Here is a 19,033-nt window from a genome sequence, read left to right on the forward strand (position 1 = left end):
CTACCCATAAAATTGCCAAAGGAGCACAAATGATGAATGCCTACACCTTATTTGAAGCACAGCAACAGTCCCGCGGAATCGACCTGACCACTGTCCGTTCAAGATTGAAAGCGCTACAAATCGAAACCCCTTCATGGGGATATGGAGATTCAGGAACTCGTTTCAAAGTATTTCAAAAAGTCGGTGTGCCTCGGACGCCGTTTGAAAAATTAGAAGATGCGGCTCAAGTGCACAAAGTAACAGGTGCTTGTTCATCCGTTGCCATTCATATTCCATGGGATAAGGTAGATGATTACAGCAAGTTACGAAGTCATGCAGAAAGTCTGGGAATTACGATCGGAGCAATCAATCCGAATCTGTTTCAAGATGAAGATTATATGCTAGGTAGCGTGACTCATGCAGATCCTGCTGTCCGTAACAAAGCTATTGCTCATCTAAAAGAGTGTGTCGATATCGCCAAAGAAACCAAATCGAGAGATTTCAGCCTTTGGTTCGCAGATGGAACGAATTATCCCGGTCAGGGCAGTATTCGTCAACGGAAACACTGGATGCTAGAAGGATTACAAGAAATGTACAAAGTGCTAGATCCTCATATGCGGATGCTGATTGAATACAAATGTTTTGAACCGGCTTTTTATCATACGGATATAGCCGATTGGGGCATGGCGTACAATTTATCGCTCAAATTAGGAGAGCAAGCACAAGTATTAGTGGATACCGGTCATCATTTACCCGGAGCCAATGTCGAACATATTGTATCGTATCTGATTGATGAAGGTCGCTTGGGAGGATTTCATTTTAACAGTTATAAATATGCAGATGATGATCTGGTTGTCGGTACCATGAATCCGTATGAGCTGTTTTTAATCTTTTATCAGATTCTGGATGCACTGGATAGTCAGGAACAGAAATTAGTCGATACCGTTAATAACATGCTCTATATGATTGACCAATCGCATAATATTGAATCCAAAATTCCTGCCATGATTCGCTCGGTGATGAATGTACAGACTCAATATGCCAAAGCGCTGTTGATCGATCATCAAGAAGTTGCCGAAGCACAACGTAAAGGCGATGTGCTTGGAGCAGAAGATGCGGTACGTAAAGCATTTGAATTTGACGTCACTCCATTGTTACATTCGATTCGCGAAGAGATAGGTGTTCCTGTTGATCCGATGAAAGCATATATGGCTGATCATTACGGTCAATCGATTCTAGCGAGAGGCAAAGGTGGTGCAAGCTGGTGAGTATCCTTGCTTATGATCTAGGAGCAGGCAGTGGACGAGCGATTATTGGCAGACTGACCGATAACCGGATCGTGACACAAGAAATTCATCGTTTTGCTAATGAACCGGTCAAAGTAGGCGATCGTCTACACTGGGATATTTTGCGTCTATATCATGAAATTCAGCAAGGATTGATGATTGCCAAGCAAGAGCATATGTTGCCAGATAGTATTGGCATCGATTCATGGGCTGTCGATTATGGATTGATCGGGCGACATGGAGAATTATTAGGCAATCCCTATCATTACCGAGATTGGCATACGCATGGAGTGATGGAGAAAGTACAGGAACATCTATCTCAGAGTGCTATTTTCCAGACGACAGGGATTCAATTTCTTTCTTTTAATACGATCTATCAGTTAGCATCATTACGTCAGAGTGATTCACCTTTACTGAGTGAAGCCGAGCGCTTTTTGATGATTCCTGATTTATTACGTTATTTTCTAACTGGTGAAATGATCAATGAATTTACGAATGCGACAACAACCCAACTTTTTAATGCTAGACAGGGGGATTGGGATCGCAAATTGTTATCCAGTATCGGTATTCCAGCTTCATGGTTCAGCACACCAGTTCAACCTGGAGCATCGGCAGGACGCTTACGCTCATCATTGATGGTTGATCTAGGCATCCCGTCGATCCCTGTGACGGCTGTAGCCGAGCATGATACCGCTTCTGCTGTAGTAGCTGTACCTGCTGTATCGAAAGATTTTGCTTACTTGAGTTGTGGCACATGGTCGCTGATGGGTACAGAAGTCAGTGAACCTGTGATTACAGAACAAGCGATGCAATGGAATTTTACTAATGAAGGCGGCGCTTACGGCACCTATCGTTTGCTCAAAAATATTATGGGATTATGGATTTTCCAAGAAGTGAAGCGAGAAGCCGAGCGAGAAGGACATCACTATTCATTTGAACAATGGATTCATGATGCAGAGCAAGCTCCAGCTTTTGCCGCTCTTATCGATCCAGATGATGTATTGTTTCTTCATGCAGGTGATATGCGTTCACGGATTCGGCAGTATTGTCGCCAGACGGGTCAGCAACCACCAGATACGTATGGAGCGATTACACGCTGTATTTTTGAAAGTCTAGCTTTGAAATATCGCTATGTGCTGGAACTTACCGAGCAATTATCAGGTAACACTTTTGAAGGATTGCATATGGTAGGTGGCGGTATCCAAAATAAACTGTTATGCCAGTGGTCAGCGAATGCAATCGGTCGTCCGGTATGGGCGGGGCCTGCGGAGGGAAGCGCAATTGGCAATTTAGCGGTACAATGGATAGCACAGGGGACATTCAAAAACATGCAGGAAGCAAGAACAGTGATCCGTCATTCTTTTCCTATCGAAATCTATGAACCGGAGCAGGTACAAGCTTGGGAAGAAGCGTACGGGCAATTTCTGCGATTGATTACAGTGTCTACCCAATAACGATACGGAGTGTGGCTGATATGTTGGTGGCAGAACGATACGATATGATTGTAAGACTGGTCAATGAAAAAGGAAGTATGCGTGTAACAGAACTCAGTGAGCAGTGTCAGGTGACCGAAGAAACGATTCGGCGTGATCTGGATCGACTGGAACGTCAAGGATTACTACGTCGCTCCCATGGTGGCGCAGTCAGTGTCAAAGATGAACAACCGGAGACCCCATTTTCAGAACGTGAGATCACATATGCAGAAGAAAAGCGGCGTATCGCTAGAGAAGCGATTAAGCTTATTCAACCGCAAGATCGCATTATACTGGATGCCAGTACAACAGCATGGTATATGGCAGAAAGCCTACCAGATATTCCATTAACGGTACTGACCAATTCGATTCGTGTGGCGACTCAACTTAGCAATAAAGAAAAGATAGATGTCATTTCGACAGGTGGATTGTTATTGTCACGTTCATTGTCTTTTGTCGGGCCGTTAGCTGAGCGTTCACTGGATACGTATTATGTAGATAAAGTATTTCTGTCCTGCAAAGGGATTCATGTTGAACGTGGCATTAGCGAGTCTAATGAAATGCAAGGACGAGTGAAGCAGAAAATGGTTGGTATGGCGGATAAAGTGATTTTGCTTGCGGATGCAAGTAAATTCGGTGTACAAGCATTCACCCATGTGATGGATCTTAGTGAAGTGCACGAATTGATCACAGACCGTCGTCTATCTACTGCTGTCATCGACCAATTCAAAGAACAATCGATCAATGTTACGGTAGTTTGATACAGCTAATATTATACAAACGGAATTAGCCTGGGATGAGGCAGTAAAAATACACGATTGTCTGTTGTCTAATAAAATGACGTTATTGATATCGAAAATATAGCATGGATACAAACAAAGATATGAATAACAACAAGATACAAGTATAGGTAGCAATAGCGCATAGATATGTAAATAACAGATGGCAGTCGTAGACGATATGGCTGTCATCTTATTTATAAATGAAAGAGGTGTGCAGATTGAAAGTATCGTTATTTATTACTTGTCTGAGTGATGCAATCTATCCCAAAGTCGGTGAAGCGATGGTACGTCTATTGGCTGCACATGGTATCCAGCTTGATTTCCCTCCAGTGCAGACTTGTTGCGGTCAGCCTTCTTACAATAGTGGATATTGGGATGAGACGAGAACAGCAGCACGCACGATTTTGAAAGCGTTTGAATCTAGCGACTTTGTCGTATCTCCATCCGGTTCTTGTACGTATATGATCCATCATTATCCTGAATTATTCAAAGACGAACCTGAATATCTAGCATTAGCCCATGAGCTAGAAAGCAAAACATATGAATTTACACAATTTCTAGTCAAAGTATTAGGAATTACCGATATCGGAGCAGCTTTTCCTCACAAAGTTACGTATCATCCGTCCTGTCATGGTAGCCGCCTACTCGGGATCAAAGACGAACCGATTGCATTGTTACATCAGGTACAAGGATTAGAGTTAGTGCCGTTACCTTTTGCGGAAGATTGCTGTGGATTTGGAGGGACATTTGCTGTGAAGATGGCAGATATCTCAGGTGCTATGGTGACAGAGAAAGTCGATCATATCAAAGAAACAGAAGCTGAAGTATTGGTCGGTCTTGATATGGCATGTCTGATGAATATAGCAGGCAATCTTAGGCATCGTGGTGAACATGTGCGAGTGATGCACCTCGCAGAACTTCTATATGAAGGAGTGAATATACGATGAATCCAGCATCTTCGACACGTGGAACAGTGAAAGAACGGGCAGATATCGCGCTGAATGATGATTTTCTACGCAATGCCGTTCGTTTTACAACCGATCGTCTACGTAGTGGTAAAAAAGTAGCATCTACCGAACATGGTAACTGGGAAGAGTGGCGTGAGCGAGGTAGACAGATTCGTCTGCATACGATTGCTCATCTGGATTATTATCTGAATCTATTTGTAGAAAATGCTCGTAGTCATGGAGTCCATGTCCATTTCGCAGATAATGCAGTAGAAGCTACCGACATTGTTATGACCATTGCCAAGCATAAAGAAGCGCAGTCTGTGATCAAATCCAAATCGATGGTATCCGAAGAAGTGCATATTAACCGCGCGCTTGAATTGTCCGGGATCGAAGCGATTGAAAGTGATCTAGGAGAGTACATTATTCAATTAGCCGGTGAAGGGCCTTCGCATATCGTTATTCCAGCTATTCACAAAAATCGTTATCAGATTGCAGAATTATTATCTGAAGATGCCGGGGAAACATTAGAACCGGATACTACGATTCTAGCAGGGTATGTACGGCGCAAACTACGGCAGAAATTTTTAGAAGCCGATATTGGAATGACCGGATGTAACTTTGCGATTGCAGAGACCGGTTCTATGGTGTTATTTGAAAATGAAGGCAATGCTCGGATGGTGACGACGGTTCCCAAGACACAAATTACTTTGATGGGTATGGAGCGGATCGTACCTTCATGGGCGGATCTTGAAGTGATGGCTACACTTCTGCCCCGTTCAGCTACAGGACAGCGCTTAACGATGTATATGTCTGGAATCAGTGGCCCGAAGCGGACAGCAGATGCCGATGGACCGGAAGAAATGCATATTATTATTGTAGATAATGGTCGCTCTCAGCAATTGGGTGATCCTGAATTTCAAGAATTGCTAAATTGCATTCGCTGTGGGGCTTGTCTGAATGTTTGTCCTGTATATCGTCAGATCGGTGGTCACTCTTATGGTGGAACATATAGTGGGCCGATCGGAGCAGTCTTAACACCTGCACTTAACAAAAATGTTGCAGAGTGGGACGATATCGCCAGTGCATCCAGTCTATGTGGTGCTTGTTATGAAGCTTGCCCTGTCAAAATTCCGCTCCATGATATGCTTGTCTCATTACGACGACGCAAAGTGGAACGGGGTCATGGCGATAAGCTTGAAGCACTTGGCATGAAAGGGTTCGCAACTCTTATGGCGAATTCCAAACGGTTCGCTATGGCAATGAGACTCGGTAAAATCGCTCAAAAACCGTTAGTGCATAACAAAGGCATTACACTCAAATTAGGCCCTTTAAAAGGATGGAATACGTACAGAGTAGCACCCACATTAGCCGATCATTCTTTCCGCGATCAATGGAAAGAACTATCGACAGACACTGCACGTCAACCGAAAATAATAGAACCTGCTGTACAGAAGCGGATGGAACAGGTACTTGCAGATCGTCAAAATGGCAAGCATACAAGTCGAACAGGAGGGGTATCGCATGACCAATAAAGATACATCACATACTCCTTCTTCTAGTAAGCCACCAGTAGTTATACCCAATCCTGTGAGTTCTCATCTTACATCTGATCCTGCACAACCTATATCACCACAAGCAGATTGGCTTAACGAATTAGAACAAAAGTCCAAATCCAAACAGCAGACGTTTATGAATCATATTGCTGATCGTTTACAGCGTCCACGCATTCAAGAAGCACCCTCACATCCTTTTCGCGGTGCACCGGATTTCTGGCATGATTTCAACTGGGATGAAGCTGAAAAGATCGAAAAATTCACCAAGCATTTTACCGAAGTAGGTGGCAATGTCTTACAGATGAAGTCGTTGGAAGAAGCAGGCACTTTTATTGCAGACCAGAGTCATCTGCTCAAAGCCCGTTATATTGTTCGCCAGCAATTACCGGAAATGCAAGCATTAACACTGGAACAACGCTTACCGAATGTGCAGATTTCAGCATGGAATAGCCATCCAGAAGAAGCATGGAAAGCACGAGCCGCCGAAGCTGATATTGGGGTTGTATTCGCAGATGGAGCCGCCGCTTATACAGGCACAGTTATGGTCACATCTTCTGAATTACAAGGTCGATCAGTGAGTTTATTACCGACAGTCTGTATAATCCTACTCCCTATAGATCGACTGCATACACGGTTAGGTGAACTATTACTACCATGGGATACGAAAGGCAGAGAACATCTACCCGCGGGTATTCATTTTATCTCAGGCCCAAGCCGTTCTTCGGATATTGAAAATGAACTAACGATCGGTGTACATGGCCCGGGTATTGTGTATACGTTGTTGATTGAATCTATCGACTAACGAATCGCTGATAACTAGATATGTATATAAAAAGTACTGATTACAGTTATTTGTAGTCAGTATTTTTTATATAGCAAAGATAAACTGATAAACTCCCATCAGTACAAATAACACCAAAATACATAATAGAACTATCCAAAACATCTTCCATTTTTGACGGTGAGATCGATTGTGCTGTTTCATTATTGGCATCTCCTTTAGTCATTTTAAATAGATCATTTGGCGTAAAATGCGAAGATATTAAATCACTAAGTATAAGGGCTTGACGGTATCACTCCATCCCAATAATAGCTTATTTTTGAACGGTTTTATCCTATTTAAGCTATCGTTTGTGTAAAAATGGGTATATGAATAGAAGTCCTATTTTTATAAATAGATGGAGGGGTATACGATGAAAATGTCAGGAAATACAATATTAATTACAGGTGGAGCTTCAGGAATTGGCTTGGCTTTTGCCAAACGATTTATGGCACTGGGCAATACTGTTATTATTTGCGGAAGACGTAAAGAGTGGTTGGAAGATGTGCAAAAACAATACCCGGCATTACATACGATCGTAACCGATATCGCTGAAGAAGCTCATCGTGTTGGACTGGCAGATCGTGTGCTAACCGAGTTCCCAAAATTAAATATGATTATGAACAATGCAGGCATACAGCGTAATTTTTCAATGCAAGATACGCAAATTAGTTGGTCAGCTCATCGTCAAGAATTAGCGATCAATTTGGATGCACCGATTCATTTGACGACATTATTTTTACCTCATCTTCGCCAGCAGACAAATGCGGCTATTATCAATGTCACTTCAGGGCTTTCATTCTCGCCTAAGGCGTCTGCACCAATCTACTGCGCAACCAAAGCAGCGCTACATTCGTTTACCTTATCGTTGCGTCAACAATTATTAGGTTCACCGATCGATGTAGTCGAGATTATACCACCTGGCGTAAATACCGATCTCGGTGGAGTAGGATTACATGATTGGGGTGTGCCTGTAGACGAATTTGCAGATAGTATTATGGAGCGAATTGAAGCAGGTGAAGTGGAAGTAGGTTACGGTAGCTCAGAGAAATCCCGTCTGGCTTCACGAGCTGAATTGGATGAAATATTTCAAAATATGAATGGTCAAAAAGCTTCTCCGCAGATATTATAAGTAATACTTTATTGCCTATTGTATATCTAAATATAGTCTATCCATAGATACATCCCCAATAGAATGCCGGTTAATCACAGGTTACGTAAAAGACTTGTGGTTAGCCGGGTTTTTTAGCGTTACCAACCAGAATAGTAGAGCGATAATACTTACTCCAGCCCCAAGATAACATACTCCGCTCCAACCTGCATAACTATACATCATCGTCGAAGCCATCGAACCGATTGCACTACCGATAGAGTAAAAAATCATATAACTGGCGGTTAAGCGACCACGTGCTTCTGGCATAATAGTGAAAAGCATACTCTGATTGGTCACATGAACAGCTTGTACCGCTAGATCCAATAATACAATCCCTAAAATCAACCAATACAACGAGTGCCCTATCCAAGACAAAGGAATCCATGACAGCAGTAACAATACAAGCGCTATACCTGTTGTCCATTGTGCTTTTCCCTGATCTGCTAATTTGCCCGCTCGTACTGCTCCGAGTGTGCCAGCAATCCCTGCTAATCCAAATGCTCCAATCGCTGTATGTGTAAGTGAAAATGAAGGCTCACTTAACGGCAATACTATCGAAGTCCATAACATACTAAACGCAATAAAGATCAACATCGCGAGTACACCCCGTATTTGTAAAAGGCGCTGTTGTTTATACAATTTCAGCACAGAAAAAAGTAACTGAGGATAAGATAACGAGGATTTCACTTGACGGTCGGTCGGCAATATGTTGAATAAGATGATAGTCATACCACTCATAAGAAAAGCAGATACCAGATAGACAGACCTCCAACCTGCTAGATCAGTCAACCATCCTGCCAGCGAACGGGCAAATAAAATTCCGATCACAATTCCACTGGTGACGATACCTACGATCTGTCCACGTTCTATAGGCTTAGCAAGAGAAGAAGCATAAGCAACGAGTGTCTGAGTGACTACTGCCAACAATCCTACCATAGCTAATCCTCCGAACAAGATGTATACCGTTGGAGACAAGCCTACAACGACAAGGGCAATCACAGACAATGCCATATGTCCAATAATTAACGGTCTTCGTGGTATCAGATCTCCTAGAGGCACAAGTAGAAATAGACCTACTGCATAACAGAGTTGAGTGACTGTGATCACGATACCGATCAATGAATGAGTAATACCAAATGCTACAGCTAACGAGTCCAATAAAGGTTGCGCATAATAAATATTGGCAACAGCTAACCCACAAGTAATAGCAAATAAAAAAGCGATAGAGCGAGTAAATGGTCTATGTACAGTCTGTTGCTTCATGGATCAATCATTCCTTTGTAGTCATTATTTCATTAAATACCGATTGGTACAAAATGATTCGCAAGAAATATACCTTTAGTACAAAGAGTTTGTCAATAGAAAATCATTGTCTTTGACATTAAGAATAATAATCTGTAAAATTATATTGTACTGATGAGTACAGAAAGGTGTGTAAAATTCTAATGGTACGTAAGCGCGAATTTAACGAAGAACAAGCGTTGGATGCGGCAATGCAATTATTTTGGGCAAATGGATTTGAAGCGACCTCTCTGACAGATCTAACAACAGGAATGGGCATACAGCGTCCTAGTCTATATGCTACTTTTGGCGATAAGCGAGAACTATTTGAATCTTCTTTGCGCAAATACAATCAATGGCATGCGGTATCTGTTCGTCAGCAGTTGCAGGGTCATGTATCGGTACAAGAGGCATTTCGTGCTTTTTTTGAGCAGATTGCTGAGGAAGCTTATGGAGAGAATCCAAGTAGAGGATGTTTTTGTATTAATACAATGGTAGAGCTAGCCACCCATGATGAGAAGATCGAAATTTTAACGCGCGAACATCAGATGTATTTGACGGTTATTTTTCAGGAACGCTTAGAAGAGGGAGTACAAGCAGGACAACTACCAAAAAGCATCCATACCAAGTCACTGGCACAGACGCTAATCGTATCGTTAATAGGGCTTACGGTAATGTTAAAATCACGACCAGAACGTTCTTTTATCCAACATTCGATCACAGGCATTTTGTCTTTATTAAATGATTAATTTCTATACACATGAGATATATGAACTACAAATATTATGACTTATGCGTATATAAGCAGAACAACTATCCAAAGTGTCCATATTGATTCACTGGCATAGATGTTAATTGTATCTGTTGTATCTGAACTTCAATTATCGTTGCTCTCAGATAATTGTTCCTGCACATATTCGTGCAACTTGCGATTATCTACGCCGATTACTGAAGCACCTTTAACTTTGATTTCTTGCAGTAAATGATTCGGAGGAATCTGCAATTTTTCGGTTTTATCGAGATTGATATCTAAGCCGAGTGAAGATAGTTTAATCATATCAGTCAGCGAAAGATTAGTATGCAGATAAGGTGCAATCGAACTCAAAATACTAGGTAATTTGACAATCGAAGTCGAGCTTTGCAATTCTGCTGCTAGAGCAGTTAAAAACTTACGTTGACGCTCTGTACGGGTAAAGTCTGATGTAGCATCATGACGAAAGCGTACATATTGAAGCGCATGCGTTCCATCCAAATGCTGTAATCCTTTGGTCAAATGAATATCATATCGGTGCTGATCACCGCCATCGGTATAATTCATATCTTTCTCTACATCGATCTCAACACCACCAATTTTATCGACCAACGTTTTAAATCCTTCAAAGTCGATCGTTACATAATAATCGATCGGAATCCCCAGTAGATTACTTACCGTTTCTTTGGCAAGTTCTACACCACCATACGAATATGCCGCATTCAATCGACTGCTTCCATGACCCGGAATATCTACATACGTATCTCGTAAAATAGACATGATATAAGCTTTTTTGGTCACAGGATCAATCGTGGCAACCATCATCGAATCCGAGCGTCCATTACTATCTGCATCCCGGGTATCTGTACCCATCAATAAAATATATACAGGTTCTTTACCATCCCATTTGGGAATGGATACAGGAGTAGCTTGCTCTTGATCAGTAGCAGGCGAATGATAAGTATCATCTGCAATCGAAATCGTATGAGCAAACTGGTAAATCGAATATGTATAATATCCAACTGTACTTACACCTACAATAAGACAAATGCTTACAATCCATTTCCATTTCTGTAGTATCTTTTTTAGCAAATGACCAACCTCACTTATTGTTATAGTTCTAATATCTTTATAAATCATATGGATGTATGAACAATTTGTCAACTTTTGAGAGTTTTAACCGTATAAATAGATAACATATAACTAAAAAACTATCGAAAAGATAACTTTATATACATAATGATTACGATATGAAAAATAAAGAACCTTTTCAAAAGTAGAGAAAGATATCTACTGTCAAAAAGGCTTTCATAAGATAGAGCTACAAAGTCACAAGAATAGTAAATTTCAAACTTGTAAAAAAGTATCTATTCAAAGTATATGTTCAACGTAATCTGCTCAAAAAATAGTAAAAAGTACTTGCTAAACCTAAGCACAGCAATAGGTAATTTTACGCTAAAAATACATCCAGTAAAGAAGCTGTATATTCATGTCGCTCGTCATGGTACAGATCATTTGCAGCAAATTGATCGACAATCTGTCCATGACGCATGACCACAATACGGTCGCTCATCTGGTATACTGCCGCTAGATCATGCGAAATAAATAAGTAGGATAGATGTAGAGATTGTTGCAGTTCTTGTAGCAACTTCAATACAGCCGCCTGGCTAGTAACATCCAGACTTGCTGTAGGCTCATCCAATAAAATCAGATCAGGTTCAGTACTGATCGCTCGTGCTATCGTTACACGCTGTTTTTGTCCACCGCTTAATTCATGTGGATAAGCAGATAACAATGTTGCCGGCAAATGAACCTGTTCTAACAATTGAGTCGCGATCTGTTGTCGATTGTAGTGATCAGACGAGATAAACGAAGGACGTAATGCTGGCTGTAGATCAAGCGGCTCCATTAAGGAGTCGATAATAGCAAGCTTCGGATTGAGTGCGGCTGTCGGATGTTGAAATACAGCTCCAATACGTTGACGGGCTTGACGCAAAGCAGATCCTTTTAGCGAATGATACGGTTGTTCTCGAAATGCAATCGTCCCTTGATCTAGCGATTCCAAGCGCAATAGACAGCGGGCCAGTGTACTTTTACCACTGCCGCTTTCACCAACAATCCCTACACATTCTCCTTTACGGATCGTCAATGATACATCAGACAGTGCAGGATGATTGTGATCGTTGTACGTTTTGGTTAGATGCTCTGCTGTTAAAATAGTGGGCAATAGAGTAGTCATTATATGTTCACCTGCTTATTTTGTAACTCTAGACGATAGCGAGAAGGTAACTTGGGAATCGACGATAACAGTTGAATCGTATACGGATGTGTAGGATGGAAAAAGATACTATGACTTTTCCCAGATTCTACAACTCGACCTGACTTCATAATCAGCAATGTATCTGCTGTACGCTGTACTTGACGTAGATCATGCGTAATCCACAAAATAGCAATACCTGTTTCTTGCTGTATACGCTGAATCAACGTAATGATAGAGCGAGAAGTTAAACTATCTAGCGCTGTAGTGGGTTCATCAGCAATCAATACTTTAGGTGATAAAAGTAATGCTGTAGCAATCGCAGCACGTTGTAACTGTCCGCCACTTAATTCAAACGGGTAGCTATGATAGACTTGCTTGGCAGGTAATTCTACTTGTTCTAATCGTTCTATACAAATAGAGTGACGCTGTTGACGGGACAAGGAAGTATGAGCACGTATCATTTCATCCATTTGCTTGCCAACTGTAATAAATGGAGTGAATGCCCCCTGATAATCTTGAAATACATAAGCAATATCACGTCCTCGAATCAACCGAAGTTCAGATTCTGGCAAATGCAATAATTGCTTACCTGCTAACTCAATACTGCCATGAGCATGAAGATCCGCTGATAGCAATCCGCCTATCGCTAGACTGGTTAATGTTTTTCCGCTTCCACTTTCACCGGCAAGAGCTAACCATTCTCCACGTTCTAGCTGAAGATCAAGCGGATGGACAAGGGTATGTGATTGATGATGAACAGTCAATCCTTGTATAGCTAACATAGGTTACACTCCTTTGCGCGATAGAATCGAAGAAACAGAACGTTTGGATAATACGGGTTGAACATGAACATCATACCGATCACGTAAAATATCACCCCAGCTATTAGTCAGTAGAACAGTGATCACAATACATAATCCCGGGAAAATCATAAGATGCGGAGCAGTCTGAAAATACGTTCTTCCTTCGCTTAACATCGCTCCCCATTCAGGGCTAGGTGGCTGTGGCCCAAGACCGATATACGATAGCGAAGCGATCATCAAAATAATTTTACCGATATCAAGCGTAGCCAATACGAGAAGATTACCAATCGTATGAGGCAAAATATGCTTTATGACTAATGTCCACGGCTTCATCCCGCTGATTTCCGCAAGATGGACATAATCTTTTTGTCGTTGTTCCAGTACAATACTTCGTACTAACCTTGCATAACTGACCCATTTGACTGCTGTAATCGCAAAGATCAAGTTCACTAATCCAGGCCCGAGTAATCCACTTAAAATCAGAGCAAAAATATAATCAGGTAATGTCATAAATGCATCTATTATTTTTTTGAATCCTTTATCGAACCAGCCGCCGATATAACCGGATAACAATCCAAACGGAACACCGATAAGAAGCGATACGAACATAATCGTTAGACTGATCCCTACCGTTGTCCGAGCACCTTCCATAATACGAGATAACAGATCTCTTCCAAGATGATCGGTTCCTAACCAGTGCAGTGCACTAGGAGTCTGAAGCCGATCACTCATTTGAATATGATAGGGGTTATAAGGTGTCCAGACTAGAGCAAGAATCAGGAATAAAAGGAATAGACTCAAGAAGAGATAACGTAGTCCTATTCTTAAATTCATCATGAAGTCGCTCCTTTTTTCCGCTGACCGATAGCAATCGCTGGATTGATATAACGATACGACCATTCGACAGCCATATTCAGTAATACGATAAAAATACTCATAAATAGCATATAGCCTTGAATAATCGGATAATCCCGCGCTGTAATCGCATCGACAATCCATTTACCCAGACCAGGATAAGCAAACAGAACTTCGATCATGACTGTTCCTCCAAGTAGACTACCGATACTTTCACTAAAAACAGTTAATAGCGGTATTAGACTATGACGCATGAGATGAAAAGTGAAAATACGCTTTTTGCCAATTCCTCTAGCCCGAGCAGAACGAATAAATTCTTGATGACTACTTTCCAAAATGCTAGCTCGCACCAATCGTACATATACCGCAGACATAGCGATACCAAGTGTAATAGATGGCAGAATAAGATGTTGCCATGAACCTTCTCCCATAGAAGGCAGTATTCTAAGCTTTACTGCAAATAGATCGATTAATAATAGACCTAACCAAAAGCTTGGAATCGAAGAACCGATTAGAGCAAAAATGCGACTAATATGATCAGTCCATCGACCCCGGTATAAAGCAGATAGAATCCCGAGTGGTAGCGAAATGATCATCATAACTAATAGCGAAGTACCTGTCAGCATAAGTGTATACGGAATTTTTTCGATAAATTCACTAAATACAGGTCGTGCAGTCATATACGAATGACCTAGATCTAATGAAAATAGATTTTGAAGCCAGTACCCATATTGAACAAACACAGACTGATCTAATCCCAATTGTGCTCGCATCTGCTGAATCTGCTCATTGGTTACAGCTACATCATCTACCCGCAACATACTACGTACCGGATCGCCGGGTACAAGCTTGAGCAGGCAAAAGCTGATAAACGATAAAATGAACAGAAACAGCAATAATCCTGTTATTTTTTGTATCAACATACGCATAATTAATTCACATCCAGATCTTTCGTTAACATGTAATATTCGCTTTTGCTTGTAACCCAGCCACTCACATTTTTTTGATGAGCAACAAAATTATTCGGATGAATAATGTACGAATTTAGCAAGTTGCGGTCAATCATTTCGACAGCTTGTTGAGCAATATGGTTACGTTGATCACTATCTACCGTTTGATTCAATTGTTGGATTAATGTATTTAATTGAGCATCTTTCACTTGTCCGTAATTTAGTCCGCCTGTTGGGGTATAGACCGAATTGAGCAGGTAACTTGCATCACCGCGTGGTGCTGTAATAAAGCTATAGATCGCCATATCCCAATCTTTATTTTCTGCTAAATACTCATCCGCATTATCCACTTGTTGAATCTCTAGCTTAATTCCTAATTGAGCAGCATTAGCTTGCAATAACTGTGCAATCAAAGGCAACTCAGCACGTGATTGATAAGTGATCAGTTTGAACGTTAGCGGTGTTCCATTATCCGTCACTATACCATTGCTTACTGTATATCCAGCTTGAGCGAATAAGGTACGTGCACGCTGTATATCAAATGGCTTGTCTGTGTATGGGGGAGAGAATGGTGAATCTGTCAAAAAAGGCCCTTTGGCTACAGAAGCTTGACCTGACATGACAGCATCTACAATCTCTTGACGATTCAAAAGGGAATCGATGGCTTGACGTACAGGTAATTTTGCCAGATGTGTATGATTCATATTGTAAATTAATTGATGAGCACGTAAGCCGGGAACCGATTCGATCACTAGATTAGGATCGGTTTGTAATTGAGATAGACTTTCTACAGGAAAACGATAGACCACATCGGCGTTCCCTGATTGTAGAGCCAGCAGACGAGCATTAGCATCTTCATTAAATGAGAATGTTGCTTCATCTAACTTCACCTGTCCATCCCAGTAGGTAGGATTACGCTTCACATCGACTTCTATGCCCGGCTTAAATTGAGCCAGTACAAAAGGACCTGTACCACTGGGTGTACCTGCATCTACAGCCGTATCTATAATACCGGTATTCGGATGTACCAGTTCTGAAGGGAATTGAGGAAGAGGGGTATCCGTCACAATCTGTAACGTTTGCCCTTTAGCAGTTATCTTCTCGATATGTAGAGCATTACGAATCGCAGGATTGGTTTGAATCACACGTTCGAGAGAATCTTTAACTGCTTGTGCATCAACAGACGTACCACTATGGAAAGTGACATCAGGACGAATCTGGAATGTCCAGTGTTGTCCATCTTTACTTTCCCAAGAAGTGGCTAGCCATGGTTGTAATTGTTGCTGATCATCGACTTTAACCAGTGTTTCACTAATTCCTGCGCGCGAAGCGGTATAGTTCACATCAGTATGTGGATCAATCGTATTGCTTTGAACATTAAATAGAAGTGTTAGCCTTTTGGGAGTTGCTTCACTAGTTGTAGAAGATGACGATGGCGAAGTACAACCGCTTAATACTAGAACAATTATCAATAATGAGATCGGATAACGTAATGTGCGAGCAAAAGATAATAACAAGAAAAATCCCCCTTATATATAGTCAGTCTGTACATACTATGCTTACTCCTGTTGATTTCTTACAACGTAAATGAAATACATTATCAACAGGTCAACCTCTTAAATAATAATCGTTACGATTACGATTGTAAACTAAAAATTGATATACATCATCAACGTATGACCGTATTTTCATATCATTGATATTTTGAAAATCATTTGACAAATCAGAAATAAGAGGAGTACAGTGTATTCATAGAATTAATAGTAATAATTACGATTAAAGAAGTGGAGGAATCAATCATGACGATGATCGAACAATCTTCTAAGATTCCCGTAACCGTATTAAGTGGTTATCTAGGCGCAGGGAAAACGACATTGCTTAATCATGTGTTAAACAATCGCGAAGGCTTGAAAGTAGCGGTTATTGTAAACGACTTGAGTGATGTAAATATTGATGCAGACCTTATTCGTGATGGCGGAGGATTATCGCGAACTGATGAGAAATTAGTCGAAATGTCTAATGGTTGTATCTGTTGTACATTACGCGAAGACTTGCTGGTCGAAGTAGAACGGCTTGCTCGTGATGGACGTTATGATTATTTATTAATCGAATCGACAGGGATTGGCGAACCGGTTCCTGTCGCTCAGACATTTAGCTATATTGATGAAGAACAGGGAATCGATCTGACGCAGTTTACCCGTCTGGATACGATGGTCACTGTGGTGGATGCTCAAGGCTTCTGGCACGATTATTATTCGCGTGAATCTCTTGCAGATCGTGGACAAGCCGCAGGCGAAGACGATACACGCCGTATTGTGCATTTATTGATCGAACAAGTTGAATTTTGCGATGTATTGATTTTGAATAAATGCGATCTGATTGAACCTGATGAATTAGAACGATTAGAAACAGCACTACGAGGACTGCAACCGAATGCCAAAATCATCCGTTCCACTTATGGCAAAGTAGATCCACAGGAGATATTGAATACAGGGCGATTTGATTTCGAACAAGCGAGTCAATCGGCAGGCTGGATACAGGAAATGATGAAAGAAGAGCATACACCAGAGACAGAAGAGTATGGAATCAGTTCTTTTGTATATAAACGCAAAGTTCCTTTTCATCCAGAGCGCTTGTTGCAATGGATTACACAATGGCCACAAGAAGTAGTACGTGCGAAAGGGATTCTCTGGTTAGCTACACGTAATCGGACAGCGATCTCGTTCAGTCAAGCAGGCAGTTCCAAGCAATTATCGCCGGCTGGCTTATGGATGGCTGCTCTGACGGAGGAAGAACGACAATATCATCTGGGAGAAAATTATCCATTACCTACAGATTGGGATGAGGTGTGGGGCGATCGGGTAACCAAGCTTGTACTGATAGGAATACATCTGGATCGTGCGCAGATTGAACAGTCTTTGGATCAGACTTTACTGACTGAAGAAGAAATGAACTCCAATTGGAAAAAGTTCAAAGATCCTTTTCCACAATTAGGTCAATAAGCAGGTCGATAAGGTAGTAATATCGTTATTTTTTTAGTGTCATAGATTAATTTTAGAATCGACACTAAATATATAGCACCATATCAACAAGAGAATAATCATGTGCTACAAAATGAATAAATTGTTTTGTAAATAAACAATAAATATTACGAATAACAAAGGAGTTATTACACTATGGCTAAAAAATCAAAAGTCGTTCGTCAACAACAACGTGAACAAATGGTTGCTAAATATGCAGATTTGCGTCGTGAACTAAAAGCAAAAGGAGACTATGAAGCATTGCAAAAATTACCACGCAATTCTTCACCAACCCGACTCAAAAGTCGTTGCCAGATCACAGGAAGACCAAGAGGATATTTACAAAAGTACAAAGTATCCCGTATCGTATTTCGCGAGTTAGCACACAAAGGTCAGATTCCCGGGGTACAAAAAGCAAGCTGGTAAAAGTAGAATAGAATTTTATTTAGTAGATTGAATGAAACTGAATATGATTTTTTGATGATTAAAGAACGTTACTATTAACATTTATGTTTATAGAAATTAAAAGTAAAAAGGCATCATTTTCTACTAATAAAATGTAGAGGATGATGTTTTTTGTAGTAAGGATTTCTTTTATTGGTTTTGCTAAGGTATTAGGTGGAAGGAATTGAACCAGAGAGAGAAGTTACATGATAAAATTTATTGAAATAAATACATAAGTAAAAGAGAGAATAGTTGTACAGGTTTTATTATTTCGGCAATAGGCTCATCTGATCGCACAGTGAATACTGATTTTGAGTATATCATTTTACATATTAATATATTGTGAACATTAGTATCAATTGTAGTATTAGTTATAGCTTGCATTTTTACATATAGTGGGTACAAAGAATATTTGTATAATCAAGTAGAAAGGAGCATGAACTATGACTATCCAGTCGGCAATCAATGTGATCAAAAATTATGAGAAACGAATCATTAAATGTTTGCTATATGGATTTGTATTTGGGATATAGTATTCCGTATTTACCGATCAACGTATAGTCTCGGAATCAACAACTCAAGCCATGTATATAAACATAACTTTACCTTGGTCAGACTATTCCTATCTCTTATTATCTACCTGTTTAAAATGGAGTTTATTTTTTGCTGTGGTT

General features: G+C 40.7%; 17 protein-coding genes. 10 read left to right on the top strand and 7 right to left on the bottom strand.

Going from position 1 to position 19,033, the window contains the following annotated elements; translation table 11 throughout:
• The first annotated feature begins 32 nt into the window (after positions 1-32).
• The 7 genes from rhaI (at position 33) to PQ456_RS09670 (ending at position 7,974) form a co-directional block, all read left to right on the top strand.
• Positions 33-1,247 (top strand): L-rhamnose isomerase, encoded by a 1,215-nt coding sequence (rhaI, locus tag PQ456_RS09640; protein WP_420540650.1) that lies wholly within the window; start codon positions 33-35, stop codon positions 1,245-1,247.
• Positions 1,244-2,719, top strand: a complete 1,476-nt coding sequence (gene rhaB / locus PQ456_RS09645; protein WP_273615915.1) for a rhamnulokinase — start codon at positions 1,244-1,246, stop codon at positions 2,717-2,719. The genes rhaI and rhaB overlap by 4 nt, the downstream gene beginning before the upstream one ends.
• 20 nt (positions 2,720-2,739) lie before the next feature.
• On the top strand, positions 2,740-3,498 hold the full coding sequence (locus tag PQ456_RS09650; RefSeq protein ID WP_273615916.1) for a DeoR/GlpR family DNA-binding transcription regulator: 759 nt from the start codon (positions 2,740-2,742) through the stop codon (positions 3,496-3,498).
• Positions 3,499-3,737: 239 nt separating this feature from the next.
• On the top strand, positions 3,738-4,466 hold the full coding sequence (locus PQ456_RS09655; protein WP_273615917.1) for a (Fe-S)-binding protein: 729 nt from the start codon (positions 3,738-3,740) through the stop codon (positions 4,464-4,466).
• Entirely contained in the window at positions 4,463-6,001 is a 1,539-nt protein-coding gene (locus PQ456_RS09660; RefSeq protein ID WP_273615918.1) for a LutB/LldF family L-lactate oxidation iron-sulfur protein, read from the top strand. The genes PQ456_RS09655 and PQ456_RS09660 overlap by 4 nt, the downstream gene beginning before the upstream one ends.
• Positions 5,991-6,824 carry a LutC/YkgG family protein gene (locus PQ456_RS09665; RefSeq protein ID WP_273615919.1) on the top strand — a complete coding sequence of 278 codons (834 nt, stop codon included), beginning with the start codon at positions 5,991-5,993 and terminating at the stop codon, positions 6,822-6,824. The genes PQ456_RS09660 and PQ456_RS09665 overlap by 11 nt, the downstream gene beginning before the upstream one ends.
• A gap of 391 nt (positions 6,825-7,215) precedes the next feature.
• Complete coding sequence (locus PQ456_RS09670) at positions 7,216-7,974, top strand: SDR family oxidoreductase (protein WP_273615920.1); 759 nt, start codon at positions 7,216-7,218, stop codon at positions 7,972-7,974.
• Between the two features lie 81 nt (positions 7,975-8,055).
• On the opposite strand, the gene PQ456_RS09675 is transcribed toward PQ456_RS09670, so the two are convergent.
• Entirely contained in the window at positions 8,056-9,258 is a 1,203-nt protein-coding gene (locus PQ456_RS09675; protein WP_273615921.1) for an MFS transporter, read from the bottom strand.
• A gap of 182 nt (positions 9,259-9,440) precedes the next feature.
• On the opposite strand from PQ456_RS09675, the gene PQ456_RS09680 reads away from it, so the two are divergent.
• Complete coding sequence (locus PQ456_RS09680; protein ID WP_273615922.1) at positions 9,441-10,025, top strand: TetR/AcrR family transcriptional regulator; 585 nt, start codon at positions 9,441-9,443, stop codon at positions 10,023-10,025.
• A 128-nt stretch (positions 10,026-10,153) separates the two neighbouring features.
• Here the strand turns inward: PQ456_RS09680 and PQ456_RS09685 are convergent, their stop codons facing one another.
• The 6 genes from PQ456_RS09685 to nikA form a co-directional block, all read right to left on the bottom strand.
• Positions 10,154-11,167, bottom strand: coding sequence for an LCP family protein (locus PQ456_RS09685; protein ID WP_420540651.1), 1,014 nt, complete (start codon positions 11,165-11,167; stop codon positions 10,154-10,156).
• Positions 11,168-11,477: 310 nt separating this feature from the next.
• Positions 11,478-12,266, bottom strand: a complete 789-nt coding sequence (locus PQ456_RS09690) for an ABC transporter ATP-binding protein (protein WP_273615924.1) — start codon at positions 12,264-12,266, stop codon at positions 11,478-11,480.
• On the bottom strand, positions 12,266-13,069 hold the full coding sequence (locus PQ456_RS09695; RefSeq protein WP_273615925.1) for an ABC transporter ATP-binding protein: 804 nt from the start codon (positions 13,067-13,069) through the stop codon (positions 12,266-12,268). Before PQ456_RS09695 ends, PQ456_RS09690 begins: the two co-directional genes overlap by 1 nt.
• 3 nt (positions 13,070-13,072) lie before the next feature.
• Entirely contained in the window at positions 13,073-13,924 is an 852-nt protein-coding gene (nikC, locus tag PQ456_RS09700; RefSeq protein WP_273615926.1) for a nickel transporter permease, read from the bottom strand.
• Positions 13,924-14,874 carry a nickel ABC transporter permease gene (gene nikB / locus PQ456_RS09705; protein WP_273615927.1) on the bottom strand — a complete coding sequence of 317 codons (951 nt, stop codon included), beginning with the start codon at positions 14,872-14,874 and terminating at the stop codon, positions 13,924-13,926. The genes nikC and nikB overlap by 1 nt, the downstream gene beginning before the upstream one ends.
• Positions 14,875-14,876: 2 nt before the next feature.
• Entirely contained in the window at positions 14,877-16,412 is a 1,536-nt protein-coding gene (nikA, locus tag PQ456_RS09710; RefSeq protein WP_273615928.1) for a nickel ABC transporter substrate-binding protein, read from the bottom strand.
• A gap of 279 nt (positions 16,413-16,691) precedes the next feature.
• Here nikA and PQ456_RS09715 point away from each other — a divergent pair, with 279 nt between their 5' ends.
• Positions 16,692-17,897 (top strand): GTP-binding protein, encoded by a 1,206-nt coding sequence (locus tag PQ456_RS09715; RefSeq protein WP_420540667.1) that lies wholly within the window; start codon positions 16,692-16,694, stop codon positions 17,895-17,897.
• Positions 17,898-18,071: 174 nt separating this feature from the next.
• A complete protein-coding gene (gene rpsN, locus PQ456_RS09720) occupies positions 18,072-18,341 on the top strand; it encodes a 30S ribosomal protein S14 (RefSeq protein WP_273615930.1) in 270 nt (89 codons plus the stop codon).
• Positions 18,342-19,033: the final 692 nt, after the last annotated feature.

Origin of the sequence: Paenibacillus kyungheensis (assembly GCF_028606985.1) — a bacterium.
GTDB classification, from domain to species: Bacteria; Bacillota; Bacilli; order Paenibacillales; family Paenibacillaceae; genus Saccharibacillus; species Saccharibacillus kyungheensis.

Coding starts and splice junctions, on each gene's coding strand:
- rhaI (WP_420540650.1), top strand. CDS start 33: ATGAATGCCTACACCTTATTTGAAGCACAGCAACAGTCCCGCGGAATC.
- PQ456_RS09650 (WP_273615916.1), top strand. CDS start 2,740: ATGTTGGTGGCAGAACGATACGATATGATTGTAAGACTGGTCAATGAA.
- PQ456_RS09660 (WP_273615918.1), top strand. CDS start 4,463: ATGAATCCAGCATCTTCGACACGTGGAACAGTGAAAGAACGGGCAGAT.
- PQ456_RS09665 (WP_273615919.1), top strand. CDS start 5,991: ATGACCAATAAAGATACATCACATACTCCTTCTTCTAGTAAGCCACCA.
- PQ456_RS09670 (WP_273615920.1), top strand. CDS start 7,216: ATGAAAATGTCAGGAAATACAATATTAATTACAGGTGGAGCTTCAGGA.
- PQ456_RS09675 (WP_273615921.1), bottom strand. CDS start 9,258: ATGAAGCAACAGACTGTACATAGACCATTTACTCGCTCTATCGCTTTT.
- PQ456_RS09680 (WP_273615922.1), top strand. CDS start 9,441: ATGGTACGTAAGCGCGAATTTAACGAAGAACAAGCGTTGGATGCGGCA.
- PQ456_RS09685 (WP_420540651.1), bottom strand. CDS start 11,167: ATGATTTATAAAGATATTAGAACTATAACAATAAGTGAGGTTGGTCAT.
- PQ456_RS09690 (WP_273615924.1), bottom strand. CDS start 12,266: ATGACTACTCTATTGCCCACTATTTTAACAGCAGAGCATCTAACCAAA.
- PQ456_RS09695 (WP_273615925.1), bottom strand. CDS start 13,069: ATGTTAGCTATACAAGGATTGACTGTTCATCATCAATCACATACCCTT.
- nikC (WP_273615926.1), bottom strand. CDS start 13,924: ATGAATTTAAGAATAGGACTACGTTATCTCTTCTTGAGTCTATTCCTT.
- nikB (WP_273615927.1), bottom strand. CDS start 14,874: ATGCGTATGTTGATACAAAAAATAACAGGATTATTGCTGTTTCTGTTC.
- rpsN (WP_273615930.1), top strand. CDS start 18,072: ATGGCTAAAAAATCAAAAGTCGTTCGTCAACAACAACGTGAACAAATG.